Source organism: Kitasatospora sp. GP82, assembly GCF_029892105.1.
Taxonomy (GTDB): Bacteria; Actinomycetota; Actinomycetes; order Streptomycetales; family Streptomycetaceae; genus Kitasatospora.
Genome location: NZ_JARZAJ010000018.1, coordinates 1 through 13,206 on the forward strand (window position 1 = coordinate 1; position 13,206 = coordinate 13,206).

Below are 13,206 nucleotides of genomic sequence, written 5' to 3' on the forward strand. Positions count from 1 at the left end.
CGCCGACAACCGCCGCACCGGCTCGTTCCTCCTGATAGACCCGGCCGACGGCACCACCCTCACCGCCGGCATGGCGGGCGAGGCCTTCGGGACCGCAGGCAACGACGCACCCGACGAGGAGGACTGGGTCTGATGCCCAGCGAGGCGTTCTCGGGCATGGACAAGGAAGGCGGCCGCATCGGCAGCGGCACCCGTGGCAGCGGCCAGGGTGGTCTGAACCGATGTGCAGGCGGACAGGGGCGCTGAACCCCTGTCACCGGGCCGTTCCTCCCCGACCGCCCGGCTTGCCCGGCATCCGAGATGCCGTCAGCACCACGTTCCGACCTTCCCTCCATGAACAGGACGACTCCCATGGCACCGAACTCGGCGATCCCGCATACCCGCAAACGCCTCGGCTCCGGCCGGATCAGACGGTCCGCCGCAGCCGCCGCGGCGGGCCTGACCGCCGTCGGCCTGCTCTCCGCCTGCGGCTACGGTTCCAAGAGCGCCGACAAGACGGACGCCGCCCCGGCCGCTGCCGCCGCCTCGGGTGCGAAGCTCTCCGCCGACACCGTGAAGATCGGCTACTTCCCGAACCTGACCCACGGCACCGCACTGGTCGGTCTCAAGGACGGCATCTTCCAGAAGGAACTGGGCGCCACCCGGATCAAGACCCAGACCTTCAACGCGGGTCCGGCCGAGATCGAGGCACTCAACGCCGGTTCGATCGACATCGGCTGGATCGGCCCCTCCCCCGCGATCAACGGCTACACCAAGTCCGACGGACACTCCCTGAAGATCATCGGCGGCTCCGCCTCCGGCGGCGTCAAGCTGGTGGTCAACCCCGACAGGATCAAGAGCCCGGACGACCTCAGGGGCAAGAAGATCGCCACCCCGCAGCTCGGCAACACCCAGGACGTCGCACTCCTCAACTACCTCGCGGGCAAGGGCTACAAGATCGACCCGCAGACCGGCGCCGGCGACGTCTCCGTGGTCCGCACCGACAACAAGGTCACCCCCGACGCCTACAAGTCCGGCTCCATCGACGCCGCCTGGGTGCCCGAGCCGACCGCCTCCAAGCTGGTCACCCTCGGCGCCAGGGAACTCCTCGACGAGAAGTCCCTGTGGCCCGACGGCAAGTTCGTGATCACCAACATCATCGTCTCGCAGAAGTTCCTCAACCAGCACCCCGACGTGGTCGAGGCCGTCCTGCGCGGCTCGGTGAACACCAACGCCTTCATCAAGACCGACCCCGAGCGGGCCAAGGCCGACGCCAACGCACAGCTCAAGGCCGACACCGGCAGCGCACTCGACCCGGCGATCCTCGACCCTGCGTGGAAGGACATCGACTTCCTCGACGACCCGCTGGCCGGAACCCTCCAGGCCGAAGCCGACCACGCCGTCACCGCCGGACTGCTCAAGAAGCCCAGCCTGGCCGGGATCTACGACCTGACCCTGCTCGACAAGGTACTCGAGGAGAAGGGCCTGCCCGCCGTGGCGGACGCCGGGCTCAGCGCCAAGTAACCCTCCCCGCAAGGTCCTTCAGCTCCGTGGTCCGCGCCCCCGCTCCGTTCCCGTCGATGCCCAGTCACAGGACGGAGCGGGGCCGGACCCCGGCTCCAGCTCCCCGCCACCCCGCCAGACCACTCACGCAGGAGGTGCCCGGATGTCCCCGGCACTGACCACCTCACAGGCCGCCACCGGCGTCGAGGTCCCCGGCGACCGACCCGCCGTCCGGCTCTCGAACGTGCACAAGTCCTTCGGCCGACCCGGCGCCGTCACCCCGGTGCTGGACGACATCTCGCTCGATGTCGCGCCCGGCGAGTTCGTCACCCTGCTCGGCGCCTCGGGCTGCGGCAAGTCCACCCTGCTCAACCTCGTCGCCGGACTCGACAAGCCCACCGCGGGAACCATCGAGGTGCCCGGCCCACGCCCCGCGCTGATGTTCCAGGAACACGCGCTCTTCCCCTGGCTGACGGCGGGCCGCAACATCGAACTCGCCCTCCGCCTGGCCGGCGTCCCACGCGCCGAACGCCGCCCCGAGGCCGAGCGCCTGCTCGAACTGGTCCGTCTCGGCGGCTCCTACGACAAGCGCGTGCACGAGCTCTCCGGCGGCATGCGCCAACGCGTCGCGATGGCCCGCGCCCTCGCCCAGGGCAGCCAGGTCCTGCTGATGGACGAGCCGTTCGCCGCCCTCGACGCCATCACCCGCGACGTCCTGCACGACGAGATCACCCGGATCTGGGCCGAACGGCAACTGGCCGTCCTATTCGTCACCCACAACGTCCGCGAGGCCGTCCGACTCGCCCAGCGCGTCGTCCTGCTCTCCTCCCGCCCCGGCCGGATCGCCCGCGAGTGGCGCATCGACCTGCCCCAGCCGCGCCGCATCGAATCCTCCGGCGTCGCCGACCTGTCCATCGAGATCACCGAAGAACTGCGTGGGGAGATCCGCCGCCATGGCAAGCACTGACACCGCCCCCGGGTCGGTCCAGGACGCACCCGTCGAGGCCACACCCGTCGAGGAAGCCTCCGACCAGCACGTGCAGGCCGGGGCCGACCTGTCCAAGGGCGCTCCGGTCACCACCGAGGACGTCGGTGCGGGTCTCGACGCGCTGGACAGCGTCGTCGTCCAGCACACCCCGTTCACCCAGACCCTGCGGGAGAAGGTCCTCCCCCCGACGATCGCCGTCCTGCTGGTGCTCGGCGCCTGGCAGCTGGCCTTCGAGCTCAAGCTCGCCGACACCTACAAGCTGCCCAGCCCCGGCATGGTCTGGCAGAGCCTGACCGACCTGTGGACCCAGGGCACGCTGTTCTCCATCATCTGGACCAGCGTCTGGCGCGGCGTCTCCGGCTTCGTCGCCGCCGTGGTGATCGGCACGCCGATCGGACTGCTGGTCGCCCGGATCAAGTCCGTCCGGGCCGCGATCGGGCCGATCCTCTCCGGCCTCCAGTCGCTGCCCTCGGTCGCCTGGGTGCCCGCCGCCGTCATCTGGCTCGGCATCAACAGCTCGGCGATGTACGCCGTCATCCTGCTCGGCGCCGTCCCGTCCATCGCCAACGGCCTGATCGGCGGCATCGACCAGATCCCGCCGCTCTTCCTGCGCGCAGGCCGCACCATGGGCGCCACCGGACTCGCCGGCGCCCGCCACGTCCTGCTGCCGGCCGCCCTCCCCGGCTACCTGGCCGGCCTCAAGCAGGGCTGGGCCTTCTCCTGGCGCTCCCTGATGGCCGCCGAACTCATCGCCTCCTCCCCCGACCTGGGCCTCGGCCTCGGCCGCTACCTGGAGAACCAGCGGGAGTTCAACGACATGTCCGGCGTCCTGCTCGGCATCATCCTGATCCTCTTCGTCGGCATCGCGATCGACCTGCTGATCTTCTCCCCGCTGGAGCGCCGCGTGCTGCGCAGCCGCGGCCTGCTGGTCACCAACCGCTGACCCCGGCCGCCACCGCACCACCGCACCACCGCACCACCGCTCCACCGCTCCACCGACCTCACCGAAGGGCCGCACATGTTCATGAGCAGGCCGTCCGCCCCGCCCGCCTCCCGCCTCGCCCCAGGCCGAGGCACGGGCGCGGACTGCCGCGCTCTGCCCGAGCAGCCCGCCCTGCTGCTGATCGCCCACGGAAGCCGCGACCCCCGCCACGCCGCCACCGTGGACGCCCTGGTCCACCGGCTCCGCGCGATGCGCCCCGGGTCGGACGTGGCCACCGCCTACCTGGACCACTGCGCCCCGCGGATCCCCCAGGTCGTCGGCCGTCTCGACGGCGCCCCTGCAGTGGCCGTCCCGCTGCTGCTCAACCGGGCCTTCCACGCCAAGAGCGACATCCCCGCCGCCCTGCGCGAGGCCGGCGGGGAGCTGCCGCTCGCGGACGTCCTCGGACCCTCGCCGCTGCTGCTGGACGCTCTCGACCGCCGCCTCGCCGAGGCCGGTCCCGACGTGCACTCCGCCGCCGTCCGCGCCCGAACCGGGGTGGTGCTGGCGGCGGCCGGCTCCTCCGACCCCGCCGCCGACGCCGCCACCCGGGCGCTCGCCGCCGACTGGCAGCGAACCCGTGGCTGGGCCGCCGTCGAGGTCGCCTACGCCTCGGCGGCCGGGCCCCGCGTGCCCGACGCGATCGCGGCGCTGCGTGCCCGTGGCGCCCGCCAAGTGGCCGTCGCCCCCTACATGTTGGCGCCCGGCCTGCTCCCCGACCGGATCGCCGACGCCGCCACCGGGGCCGATCTCCTCGCCCCCGTTCTCGGTGCCGCCCCTGAGATCGCCCGTCTCCTCCTCCAGCGCTACGACCGAGCCCGTACCCTCACCGCGGCAGTCGCCCTGAGCGCCTGAGCGGTCGGAGGCTCCGAGCGCCTACCTGGTGTCAGCAGCCGTCAACTGCTCCCGAGCCCACGGATCCTGGCATTTCGTCAGAGCATCACGGCGGGCAGCCGCGAAGCGCTCCCCGCTCGCATCGTCGAGCGGGGACTGCACCCACCGCCAGGCACCCACCGCGCAGACCTGCTGGTACGGGTCGCCCTCCTCGACCGCCCGCAGCAGGCTCTCCTGCACGCGCCGCCGTCCCACCGCCGCGACCAGCACGGCGGCGAGCCACCGCGGCGAGCTCGGATCGTCATCGGCCACCAGTGCCCGTACCACCAGCCGGTAGTGCTGCTCGACCGGTGCCCGCTTTCCGGTCAGCTCCCGTACGGCCAACTGCCGCTTGTGGCCGATGCGGTGGTACTGCGGGTAGTGCGGCTGCCGCTCACCGAGCGCCGCGACCCGGGGGTCGTCCGGGTCCGTCCACTCCAGTCCGAGCGCCCGCACCAGTTCGTCGAGGCGGGCCTCCTGTCTGGCCAGCCGAGTGCCGAGTTCCATCCGTTCCCCTCCACCGAAGTTCCGGACCACGTCTTGTGCGGGGCGCCACCGAGGAGCGTTCACCCACTTCGGGCCTCGGACCGACCGGTCTCAGCCCCTGGAAAGCCCGATCCCCCCGCACGGCCGGCGCGCGGGGGGATCATGGCGTGTGGCGTGCCGTCAGTCGCTCTTGCGGCGCTGGCGGCCGGTGCCGTAGTTGGAGCCGCTCTTGGCGCCGGAGCCCGGCTTGGCGCGGCCGGAGGACTTGCCGATGAAGCCGGCAGCCGTCCGGCGGCCGGCGCCGCCGCCCTCGCCGGAGCCCGAACCGGGGGCGCCGAAACGCTGCTTGGGGCGGGGACGCTTGGCATTGCCGTTGGCGTCCACATCGGCGGGCAGGCCCGAGCGCTTGGGCGCCCGACGGCGGGCGGGGGCCGCGGTGCCGTCCGCCGGGGCGGCGGGGGCGGACTGCCCGGGGACCGCGATCGGGAGAACGGCGACGCCGCTGGGCGTACGGGCACCGGTGATCCGGCTCAGCTCGGAGTCGGCGGGGCGGACCTTGGTGACGGTCGGCTGGATACCCGCCGTGGACATCAGCCGGTTGACCTCACGACGCTGCTCGGGCAGCACCAGGGTGACCACGGTGCCGGACTCGCCGGCGCGCGCGGTGCGGCCGCCGCGGTGCAGGTAGTCCTTGTGATCGATCGGCGGATCGACGTTGACGACCAGGTCGAGGCCGTCGATGTGGATACCTCGGGCGGCGACGTTGGTGGCGATCAGCGCGGTGACCTGACCGTCGCGGAACTGGTCCAGGGTGCGGTTGCGCTGCGGCTGGGACTTACCGCCGTGCAGGGCGGCAGCCTGGACGCCGTGGGCGCGCAGCTGCTTGGCCAGGCGATCGGCGCCGTGCTTGGTGTGCACGAACATGATCACGCGGCCCTCACGGGCGGCGATCCGCGCGGTGGCCTCGGCCTTGTCGGCCGGGTCCAGCTGGATCAGGTGGTGGTCCATGGTGGTGACCGCACCGGCCGAGGGGTCCACCGAATGGGTGACCGGGTCGGTCAGGAAGCGGCGCACCAGGCGGTCGATGTTGCGGTCCAGGGTGGCGGAGAACATCATCCGCTGCCCGCCCTCGGCGACCTGTTCGAGCAGCTTGGTGACCTGCGGCAGGAAGCCCATGTCGGCCATCTGGTCGGCCTCGTCGAGGACGGTGATCCGGACCTCGTCGAGCTGGACGTCCTGACGGTTGATCAGGTCGTCGAGCCGGCCGGGGGTGGCGACCAGGACCTCGGTGCCGCGGCGCACCGCGTTGGACTGCCGGTTGATCGACATACCGCCGACGACGGTGGTGATCCGCAGGTTGACGGCGCTCGCGTACGGGGTGAGCGCGTCGGTGACCTGCTGGGCCAGCTCGCGGGTGGGCACCAGGACGAGCGCCAGCGGGCGGCGGGCCGAGGCGCGCTGTCCGGCCGTACGGGCCAGCAGCGGCAGGCCGAAGGCGAGGGTCTTGCCGGAGCCGGTACGGCCCCGGCCGAGCACGTCGCGCCCGGCGATGGAGTCGGGGAGGGTGGCGGCCTGGATCGGGAAGGGCTCGGTGACGCCTTCCCGGGCGAGCGCGGAGAGCAGCGCCTTGGGCATCTCCAGCTCGGCGAAGCTCTCGGCGGCCGGGCGGGCCGGGGTGCCCTCGACCACGGTGAAGTCCTCGGCTGCCTGCGGCGCGGCGGCCGTACGGGCGCGCGGGGCGCGGCGCGGTCCCGACGAGCTGCGGGCGCGGTCCTTGCCGCCGGAGCGGTCGGCCGGGGTGCGGTCACCGCTGCGGGTGCGGTCCGCCGTGCGGGAGCGGTCGGTGGCGCGCGGGCGGTCCGTGGAACGGTTGCGCGGCGGGCGGGCAGGGGTGGTCATGGATTCTCCATCCTGGTCGGCCGACGGCCGCGGGTACCCGCGTGATGATCGCAGAGGATCACGGGTGCCGTGGCGACGGTCCAAAGGGGCACCCCCAGCCGGAGGCTGGGGGAAGGTCGGCCGTCAGGGTGGAGTAGTCGCCGCCCCGGCCGTTCGGCGGCATGGGCGAGGGCCCGCGCCGTGTGGCGCGGGCCCTCGCTTCGCGACAAGCTGTCGGCGTGAGCCGAAAGTCAGCCGTTGATGACGCGGATGTTCTCGGCCTGCGGGCCCTTCTGGCCCTGCGTGACGTCGAACTCGACGTGCTGACCCTCGAGCAGCTCACGGAAGCCCTGGGCGGCGATGTTCGAGTAGTGGGCGAAGACGTCCGGGCCGCCACCCTCCTGCTCGATGAAGCCGAAGCCCTTTTCGCTGTTGAACCACTTCACGGTGCCGGTAGCCATAACCGTCTCCATCTTTCTGGGGCATCGGGACCTACACCTCGTAGGCCCCATGTAGCCGCGATCCCCATCCGGAGACAAAACACCGGACAAAACAAATGCGCCTGTTGGGTTGGTAACCAGCAGGCGCACACATACGTTCATGGGAACCAAAACTGCAACTGCCTCGACTGTAGCACGGGAGGGCAGTCAAATGATCGGAAAAGTTTCCCTCGCCACAGTGCGGCCCCACCGGGTTTACCTGCACGGATAAGGGGGCAAGCGGTGCGATCACCGCCTGCCCCCTCCCCTGCACTACGGGCTACCGCTCACCGTCAACGACGGCCTGCGGGCTCCCGGTCGTCCTCGTACGGGACCGCGGCCTGCGGGGCCGGGGCGCCGTGCCCGGACATCGCACCGTGGCCCGGCCACCATGCGGCGCGGCCGAGCAGCGCGGTGAGCGCCGGGGTGAAGAAGAGCGCCATCACGAAGGCCGCCACGGCGATGCCGAAGGCGATCGAGAAGCCGATCTCACTGAACAGGACGTTGCCCGCCAGCATGAAGGTGGCGAAGGACGCCGCCAGGATGAAGCCGGCCGCACCGACGGTCGGCCCGCCGTGGCGGATCGCCTCGGCCGCCGCCTCACGCGGCGAGCGCCCCTCGGCGGCCTCCTCGCGAAGTCGGGCGACCATCAGGATGTTGTAGTCGGTACCGATCGCCACCACGAAGAGGTAGATGAAGATCGGCAGCATGAACATCAGGCCCGGCTGGCTCTCGAAGTGCTGGAAGACCAGGCTGGTGGCACCGAGCGTGGCGCCGAAGCCGAGACCCACCGAGGCCATCAGGTACCAGGGGGCGACGATGCTGCGCAGCAGCAGGCCGAGGATCAGCATGATCAGCAGCCCGGCGATCGGGAAGACCAGCTTGTAGTCGTGCGCCATCGCCGTGTTGATGTCCTTGTACACGGAGGTGATGCCGCCGACGTACGCCTTGGTGTCGGCCGGGGCGTCAGCGTGGGCGGTGGTCCGGAGCTTGCCCATGGTGTCGATGGCCGCGTTGCTGGCGGGGTCGTCCTTGAGGAGGACGGTGAAGTCCGCCGTGGTGCCGTCCTTGCTCAGCTGCGGCTTCGGCTGGACCTGGGCGACACCCGGGACCTCGGCGAGCTTGCCCGCGTAGGTCGTCAGTGCGCCCGCGTCGAGCTTGGCACCGTCGGTGGTGCTGGTGAGGTAGATGTGGCTCGGGTCCGCCGCGCCCGCCGAGAAGGCGTCCATCAGCTTGGTCTGGACGACCATGGACTCCTTGTCCTTCGGCATCGAGCTGCCGGCCAGGTCGAAGGTGCCCTTGTAGCCGAGGGCGGCCAGGGTGAGGGCGAGCAGGATGCCACCGGAGACGGCGGCCACCATGGCCGGGCGGCGCTGGACCATCTTGCCGAGGGCCTTGAAGCGGGCGCCCGCGGGCTCCTGCATCCACTTCTTGCCGGGCCAGAACAGCCCCTTGGCGGGAATCACCGAGAGCACGGCGGGCACCAGGGTGACGGAGGCTATCGCGGTGGTGACGACCGCGATGGCCAGCGCCGGGCCGAGTGCCTTGAACATGCCGAGGCTGGAGAGCACCAGCACCGCGAAGGCGGCGGTCACGGCACCGGCGGCGGAGGTGATCGCCTCGCCGACCCGGCCGACCGCGTTGGCCACGGCCGTCTTCCGGTCCTCACCGGCCCGCAGCCGCTCGCGGTAGCGGAACATCAGGAAGAGGAAGTAGTCGGTGCCGACACCGAGCAGCACCACGATCAGGATCGCCGACATGGTGTTGTCGGCCTTCAGCCCGAAGAGCTTGGTGGCGTAGTTGATGAGGCCGTTGGCCGTCGGCGAGACCACCACCATGATCAGCAGCAGCGGCGCCAGCGCGATCAGGATGCTGCGGAAGATGATCGCGAGGATCAGCAGGATCAGGACGAAGCTGCCCATCCCGATCAGGAGGTTGGCAAGACCCGAGGAGTCCTTCGCGTCGAGGTTCGCCGCCGCCGGGCCACCGACCCGGTACTTCAGTGCCGAACCGTCGGTGAGCTTGGCGCCCTCCTCGCGCAGCGCCTTGGCGGCATCGGCGGCCTCGGGCTTCTGCATCACGGTCTTGTCGATCGCGACCATGGACAGCGCGTACTTGCCGTCCTTGGAGATGCTCTGCGGGCCGACCGGGATGACCTTCTCGACATCCTTGATGTGCTTGTCGGCGAGGCCCTGGACCACCTTGTTCATAGTGGTCTGGTCGGCCGCGTCCAGCTTGCCGCCGTCGGAGCGCTCGAAGAGCAGCATGGCGCCGGGGGTGAAGTTGGCCGGGAAGGCCTTCTCCTGCAACTGGGAGGCCTGGATGGACTCGTAGTGCTTGGGCAGGAAGGCGCTCTCGTCGTTCTGCGCGGTGACGGTCGGCGCGGTCATGGCGATCGCGATCATGCCGACCACCCAGGCGGCGATCACCCACCACGCCCGCCTGACGACGAATTGTCCAATTCGGTGGAACATGCTCGTAGTGCCTCCTGGGCATGGTTCACCGCAGCCCTTGGGGGACGGGACACCGGGCGACGGTAGGACCGGGGCAGAGCATGGCTCTAGCCGGTCGGCAGGTAAGTATCTGTGAACATCCTACGAGACCTTACTTGCCGCCCGGCAAGTGGGTTCCGCTGGATCGTGCCCCCTGGGGGCCTCGAACCGGCCCCGCTCCATCCTCGCCCGAGGACCCCCTCCGGCACCTCGTGCTCCGGGTGGAGATGCCTCCCCCTCAGGGTGGACCCGCCCCCTCCCTGAAGAAGGAGAACCACTCCTTAAGGAGTAGGGATATCCCCTCAGCGCCCTCGGACCCACCAACTCGCGGCTCGCCACCTGCGGCTTTCCCGGGGCCCTGCAGTGCGGTCCTGAGCGGGCGACGACATTGCCCCGAAGGCGTCTGGGTCATGATTCACTCCGTGACCACCTTCGACGAAGCACGCGCCCGGGCCCTGCTCACCGCCGCCTGCGCGGCGGCCCGGCTGCCCGCACCGCTGGACGCCCGACTGCTGGCCCTCGGCGAGAACGCCGTCTTCGACCTCCAGGACCCGGCCGTGGTGGCCAAGGTCGGGCGCGGCCCCGAACTCGCCGAGCGCAGCCACCGCGAACTGGCCGTCGCCGAATGGCTCGCCGGGCAGGGCGTGCAGGTGGTCCGGCCGTACCTGCCCGAGCCCACCCTCGCGAACGGACACCCCGTCACCTTCTGGCACCGGCTCGCCCCCGCGGTCCGTCCGGCCAGGCCCGCCGATCTGGCACCACTGCTGCACGCCCTGCACCGGCTGCCCGCACCGCCCTTCGCACTCGGCCGCCGCGATCTGCTCGCCCCGGTCGAGCGCTGGCTGGCGAGTGCCGAAGGTCACATCGACCCGGCCGACGTCGCCTTCCTGCGCGACCGCAAGGCCGAGTTCGCCGCCGCGATCGAGCAGCTCGACCCGCAGCTGCCGCCCGGCGTGATCCACGGCGACGCCCTGCCGCGCAACGTCCACCTCACGGCCGAGGGCCCCGTCCTGCTCGATCTGGAGAACGTCTCCATTGACCTGCGCGAACACGATCTGGTGGTGCTCGCCCTCAGCCACGACCGCTACGGCGTGCCCGCCGAGGAGTACCTCGCCTTCACCACCGCCTACGGCTGGGACGTCCGCGACTGGTCCGGCTTCCCCGTGCTCCGCGGTGCCCGGGAAACCGCCAGCGCCGCCTGGGTCGCCCAGCAGGTTCCCGGCAATCCGGCAGCCCTCGCCGAGTTCCGCCGCCGCGTACACTCGCTTTGGGGCGGGCAGTACGCAGTGCGCTGGTTTCCCTTCTGACTCAAGGGTCGTCCTCGTACGCACCTACGGAACCGCACCCCCGCTTCGGGCGTCGTACCGACTGCCGCCCGCAAACTTCCGGGCCGCCAGTACGACGTCAGGAGCCGTTGCCCATGCGGATACCCAACCCCCGGTCACGTCTCACGCACACCCTCGGTTACGGCTTGGCGGCGCTGCTCGCGCCCGCGCTGGTCGCCGGCTGCGGGCCCACCGAGACCCACGCCACAGCCCCGGCCGCCACTTCGGCCGCGCCCCACACCTCTGCGGCGCCCTCGTCCGGTACAGCGGCTGCCACACCCGCCGCCGCCCCGGGCACACCCTCGACCGGCGCGACCTCCTCGACGCCGAGCCCCACCGCGAGCAACACGTCGAGCACCGACCCGGGTCCGACCCCGAGCTCGACGCCGAGCCCGAGCCCGAGTTCCGCACCGGCCGCGAGCTCGACGCCCGCGCCGCCGCCGGCGTCGGGCACCCCGACCTCGATCGTCCGCGGCACCGCCTCCGGCGGCCGCACGGTCGCGCTCACCTTCGACGACGGCCCCGGGCCCGCGACCGACCAGATACTCGACCTGCTCGCCAAGTACGACGCGCACGCCACGTTCTGCCAGATCGGCCCGCAGGCCACCGCCAGGCCCGCCACCGTCAAGCGCATCCTGGCCGAGGGGCACCGGCTCTGCGACCACACCGTCGACCACCCGCAGCCGATGCGCACCCTGCCGCACGACCGGCAGGTGTTCGAGATCACCGCCGCGAAGGACATGATCACCAAGGCGGGCGGCACGGGCACCAAGGTCTCCTGGTTCCGCGCACCCGGCGGGGACTTCAGCTCCGAGAACGAGCTGATCGCCGCCCAGAACGGTATGCGCCCGCTGGGCTGGTCCGTCGACCCCCGCGACTGGGCCCGCCCCGGAGCCGCCGCGATCGTCGCCAACGTGGAGCACAACCTCAAGCCCGGCGGCGTGGTCCTGATGCACGACGGCGGCGGCGACCGCAGCCAGACCGTCGCAGCCCTGCGCCAACTGCTCCCCTGGCTGACCGCCCAGGGCTACACCTTCGACTTCCCCGCCTGCTGACAACATCCCGGGGCCGAGAAACGGCACCCACCTCGCACCATGCAACTCCCAGGGGCCCGAGGAACCGCGCCCACATCGGCCATGCAACTCCCAGGGGCCCGAGGAACTGCACCCACAGCGACCATGCGCTGTCCAGGGGCACGGGGAACTGCGCGAGAAACCCCGCACGCTCGTAGGGGGTTGTTCGCGCAGTTCCCCGCGCCGCCTCTGGGAAGTTGCATGGCTGATGGCCGAGTGAGCCTGCGGCTCCGGAAGGGTTGAGCGCGCAGTTCCCCGCGCCCGCTGGGGAGTTGCATGGCTGGCGGCCGACGGGGCGCCTAGCGCAGCGGCCAGCGCGGGTCGATCACCGCCTCCGCGTCCTTGCCCCTGCGGAGCCAGTCCTGGAGGCCCTCGGCCCAGTCGCGGTGCCAGTCGATCTGGCGTTCGTGCAGCTGCTCAGGCGTCAGGTCGCCGACCTGGGCGGGGTAGCGCTCGCCGAGGGCGACCGCGACGCGGATCGCGGCCAGGGCGTCGCTGCCCGCCTCGTGGGCGTCGGCCAGCTCGACCCCGTACACCTCGCAGACGTGCTGGAGGGTGCGCGAGCCCCGGCGGTAGCGGTCCACCGAACGGTCGATCACCAGGGCGTCCACCACCGGGCCGACGCTGCCGCCCAGCCGCTCGGCCAGGCCCGGACGGCCGTGGCGGCGCAGCTCGGCGTCGAGCAGCGAGAGGTCGAAGGGCGCGTTGAAGGCGACCACCGGACGCCCGAGCGCCAGGCGCTCGCAGAGCGCGGTGGCTATCTCCTCGATCGCCTCCGCCGCCGGGCGGCCGTGGGCGCGGACCTGCTCGTCGGTGATGCCGTGGATCGCGGCGGCCTCGGCCGGGATCGGCACGCCGGGGTCGACCAGCCAGCCGAAGGACCGCTCGGCCCGGCCGCCGAGGGTGTCCACCAGGGCGGCGGTGACGATCCGTGAGTGTGCCGGATCGGTGCCCGTGGTCTCCAGGTCGAAGCCGACCAGTGGCTCCTTCCACCAGCTCATCTGGGGTGTCCTTCCGTCCGTTCGCCGTGATGTGCACCCCATCATCGCGGGTGCCTGTGACAGCCAGGACACGACGCAGCCCCGGTACTGTCGTACCGGGGCCGGGTCAGGTGTCGCACACGCGATCAGCGGTGCCCCTGAGGGAGT

11 protein-coding genes are annotated in these 13,206 nt (G+C 71.6%); 6 read left to right on the plus strand and 5 right to left on the minus strand.

The features are described from left to right. Nucleotides 1-351 precede the first annotated feature (351 nt). The 4 genes from P3T39_RS20180 to P3T39_RS20195 all read left to right on the plus strand — a co-directional run bounded on the left by P3T39_RS20180 (nucleotide 352) and on the right by P3T39_RS20195 (nucleotide 4,307). Entirely contained in the window at nucleotides 352-1,503 is a 1,152-nt protein-coding gene (locus P3T39_RS20180; protein WP_280699715.1) for an aliphatic sulfonate ABC transporter substrate-binding protein, read from the plus strand. A 142-nt stretch (nucleotides 1,504-1,645) separates the two neighbouring features. Then, nucleotides 1,646-2,449: an ABC transporter ATP-binding protein gene (locus P3T39_RS20185; protein ID WP_280699717.1), complete on the plus strand. Its 804-nt coding sequence runs from the start codon at nucleotides 1,646-1,648 to the stop codon at nucleotides 2,447-2,449. Beyond that, nucleotides 2,436-3,413, plus strand: a complete 978-nt coding sequence (locus tag P3T39_RS20190) for an ABC transporter permease (protein ID WP_280699719.1) — start codon at nucleotides 2,436-2,438, stop codon at nucleotides 3,411-3,413. The genes P3T39_RS20185 and P3T39_RS20190 overlap by 14 nt, the downstream gene beginning before the upstream one ends. 153 nt (nucleotides 3,414-3,566) lie before the next feature. Then, complete coding sequence (locus tag P3T39_RS20195; protein ID WP_280700004.1) at nucleotides 3,567-4,307, plus strand: sirohydrochlorin chelatase; 741 nt, start codon at nucleotides 3,567-3,569, stop codon at nucleotides 4,305-4,307. Nucleotides 4,308-4,328: 21 nt separating this feature from the next. On the opposite strand, the gene P3T39_RS20200 is transcribed toward P3T39_RS20195, so the two are convergent. The 4 genes from P3T39_RS20200 to P3T39_RS20215 form a co-directional block, all read right to left on the minus strand. After that, the gene (locus P3T39_RS20200; protein ID WP_280699721.1) at nucleotides 4,329-4,832 is read right to left on the minus strand and encodes a hypothetical protein; all 504 of its coding nucleotides are present in this window, start codon (nucleotides 4,830-4,832) and stop codon (nucleotides 4,329-4,331) included. A 159-nt stretch (nucleotides 4,833-4,991) separates the two neighbouring features. After that, nucleotides 4,992-6,710, minus strand: a complete 1,719-nt coding sequence (locus P3T39_RS20205) for a DEAD/DEAH box helicase (RefSeq protein ID WP_280699723.1) — start codon at nucleotides 6,708-6,710, stop codon at nucleotides 4,992-4,994. 230 nt (nucleotides 6,711-6,940) lie between these two features. Continuing rightward, on the minus strand, nucleotides 6,941-7,150 hold the full coding sequence (locus P3T39_RS20210) for a cold-shock protein (RefSeq protein WP_280699725.1): 210 nt from the start codon (nucleotides 7,148-7,150) through the stop codon (nucleotides 6,941-6,943). Between the two features lie 311 nt (nucleotides 7,151-7,461). Then, nucleotides 7,462-9,642 carry an MMPL family transporter gene (locus P3T39_RS20215; RefSeq protein WP_280699729.1) on the minus strand — a complete coding sequence of 727 codons (2,181 nt, stop codon included), beginning with the start codon at nucleotides 9,640-9,642 and terminating at the stop codon, nucleotides 7,462-7,464. A gap of 440 nt (nucleotides 9,643-10,082) precedes the next feature. Here P3T39_RS20215 and P3T39_RS20220 point away from each other — a divergent pair, with 440 nt between their 5' ends. Both P3T39_RS20220 and P3T39_RS20225 read left to right on the plus strand, forming a co-directional pair. After that, entirely contained in the window at nucleotides 10,083-10,967 is an 885-nt protein-coding gene (locus P3T39_RS20220; RefSeq protein WP_280699731.1) for an aminoglycoside phosphotransferase family protein, read from the plus strand. A gap of 113 nt (nucleotides 10,968-11,080) precedes the next feature. Beyond that, nucleotides 11,081-12,040, plus strand: a complete 960-nt coding sequence (locus tag P3T39_RS20225) for a polysaccharide deacetylase family protein (protein WP_280699733.1) — start codon at nucleotides 11,081-11,083, stop codon at nucleotides 12,038-12,040. Between the two features lie 317 nt (nucleotides 12,041-12,357). Here P3T39_RS20225 and P3T39_RS20230 read toward each other — a convergent pair whose 3' ends face one another. Then, nucleotides 12,358-13,059, minus strand: coding sequence for a 3'-5' exonuclease (locus P3T39_RS20230; protein WP_280699735.1), 702 nt, complete (start codon nucleotides 13,057-13,059; stop codon nucleotides 12,358-12,360). Nucleotides 13,060-13,206: the final 147 nt, after the last annotated feature.

What these genes read in the sequence shown, in the direction of transcription:
- P3T39_RS20185 (WP_280699717.1), top strand. Translation starts at nt 1,646, where the DNA reads ATGTCCCCGGCACTGACCACCTCACAGGCCGCCACCGGCGTCGAGGTC.
- P3T39_RS20180 (WP_280699715.1), top strand. Translation starts at nt 352, where the DNA reads ATGGCACCGAACTCGGCGATCCCGCATACCCGCAAACGCCTCGGCTCC.
- P3T39_RS20225 (WP_280699733.1), top strand. Translation starts at nt 11,081, where the DNA reads ATGCGGATACCCAACCCCCGGTCACGTCTCACGCACACCCTCGGTTAC.
- P3T39_RS20200 (WP_280699721.1), bottom strand. Translation starts at nt 4,832, where the DNA reads ATGGAACTCGGCACTCGGCTGGCCAGACAGGAGGCCCGCCTCGACGAA.
- P3T39_RS20215 (WP_280699729.1), bottom strand. Translation starts at nt 9,642, where the DNA reads ATGTTCCACCGAATTGGACAATTCGTCGTCAGGCGGGCGTGGTGGGTG.
- P3T39_RS20190 (WP_280699719.1), top strand. Translation starts at nt 2,436, where the DNA reads ATGGCAAGCACTGACACCGCCCCCGGGTCGGTCCAGGACGCACCCGTC.
- P3T39_RS20210 (WP_280699725.1), bottom strand. Translation starts at nt 7,150, where the DNA reads ATGGCTACCGGCACCGTGAAGTGGTTCAACAGCGAAAAGGGCTTCGGC.
- P3T39_RS20205 (WP_280699723.1), bottom strand. Translation starts at nt 6,710, where the DNA reads ATGACCACCCCTGCCCGCCCGCCGCGCAACCGTTCCACGGACCGCCCG.
- P3T39_RS20230 (WP_280699735.1), bottom strand. Translation starts at nt 13,059, where the DNA reads ATGAGCTGGTGGAAGGAGCCACTGGTCGGCTTCGACCTGGAGACCACG.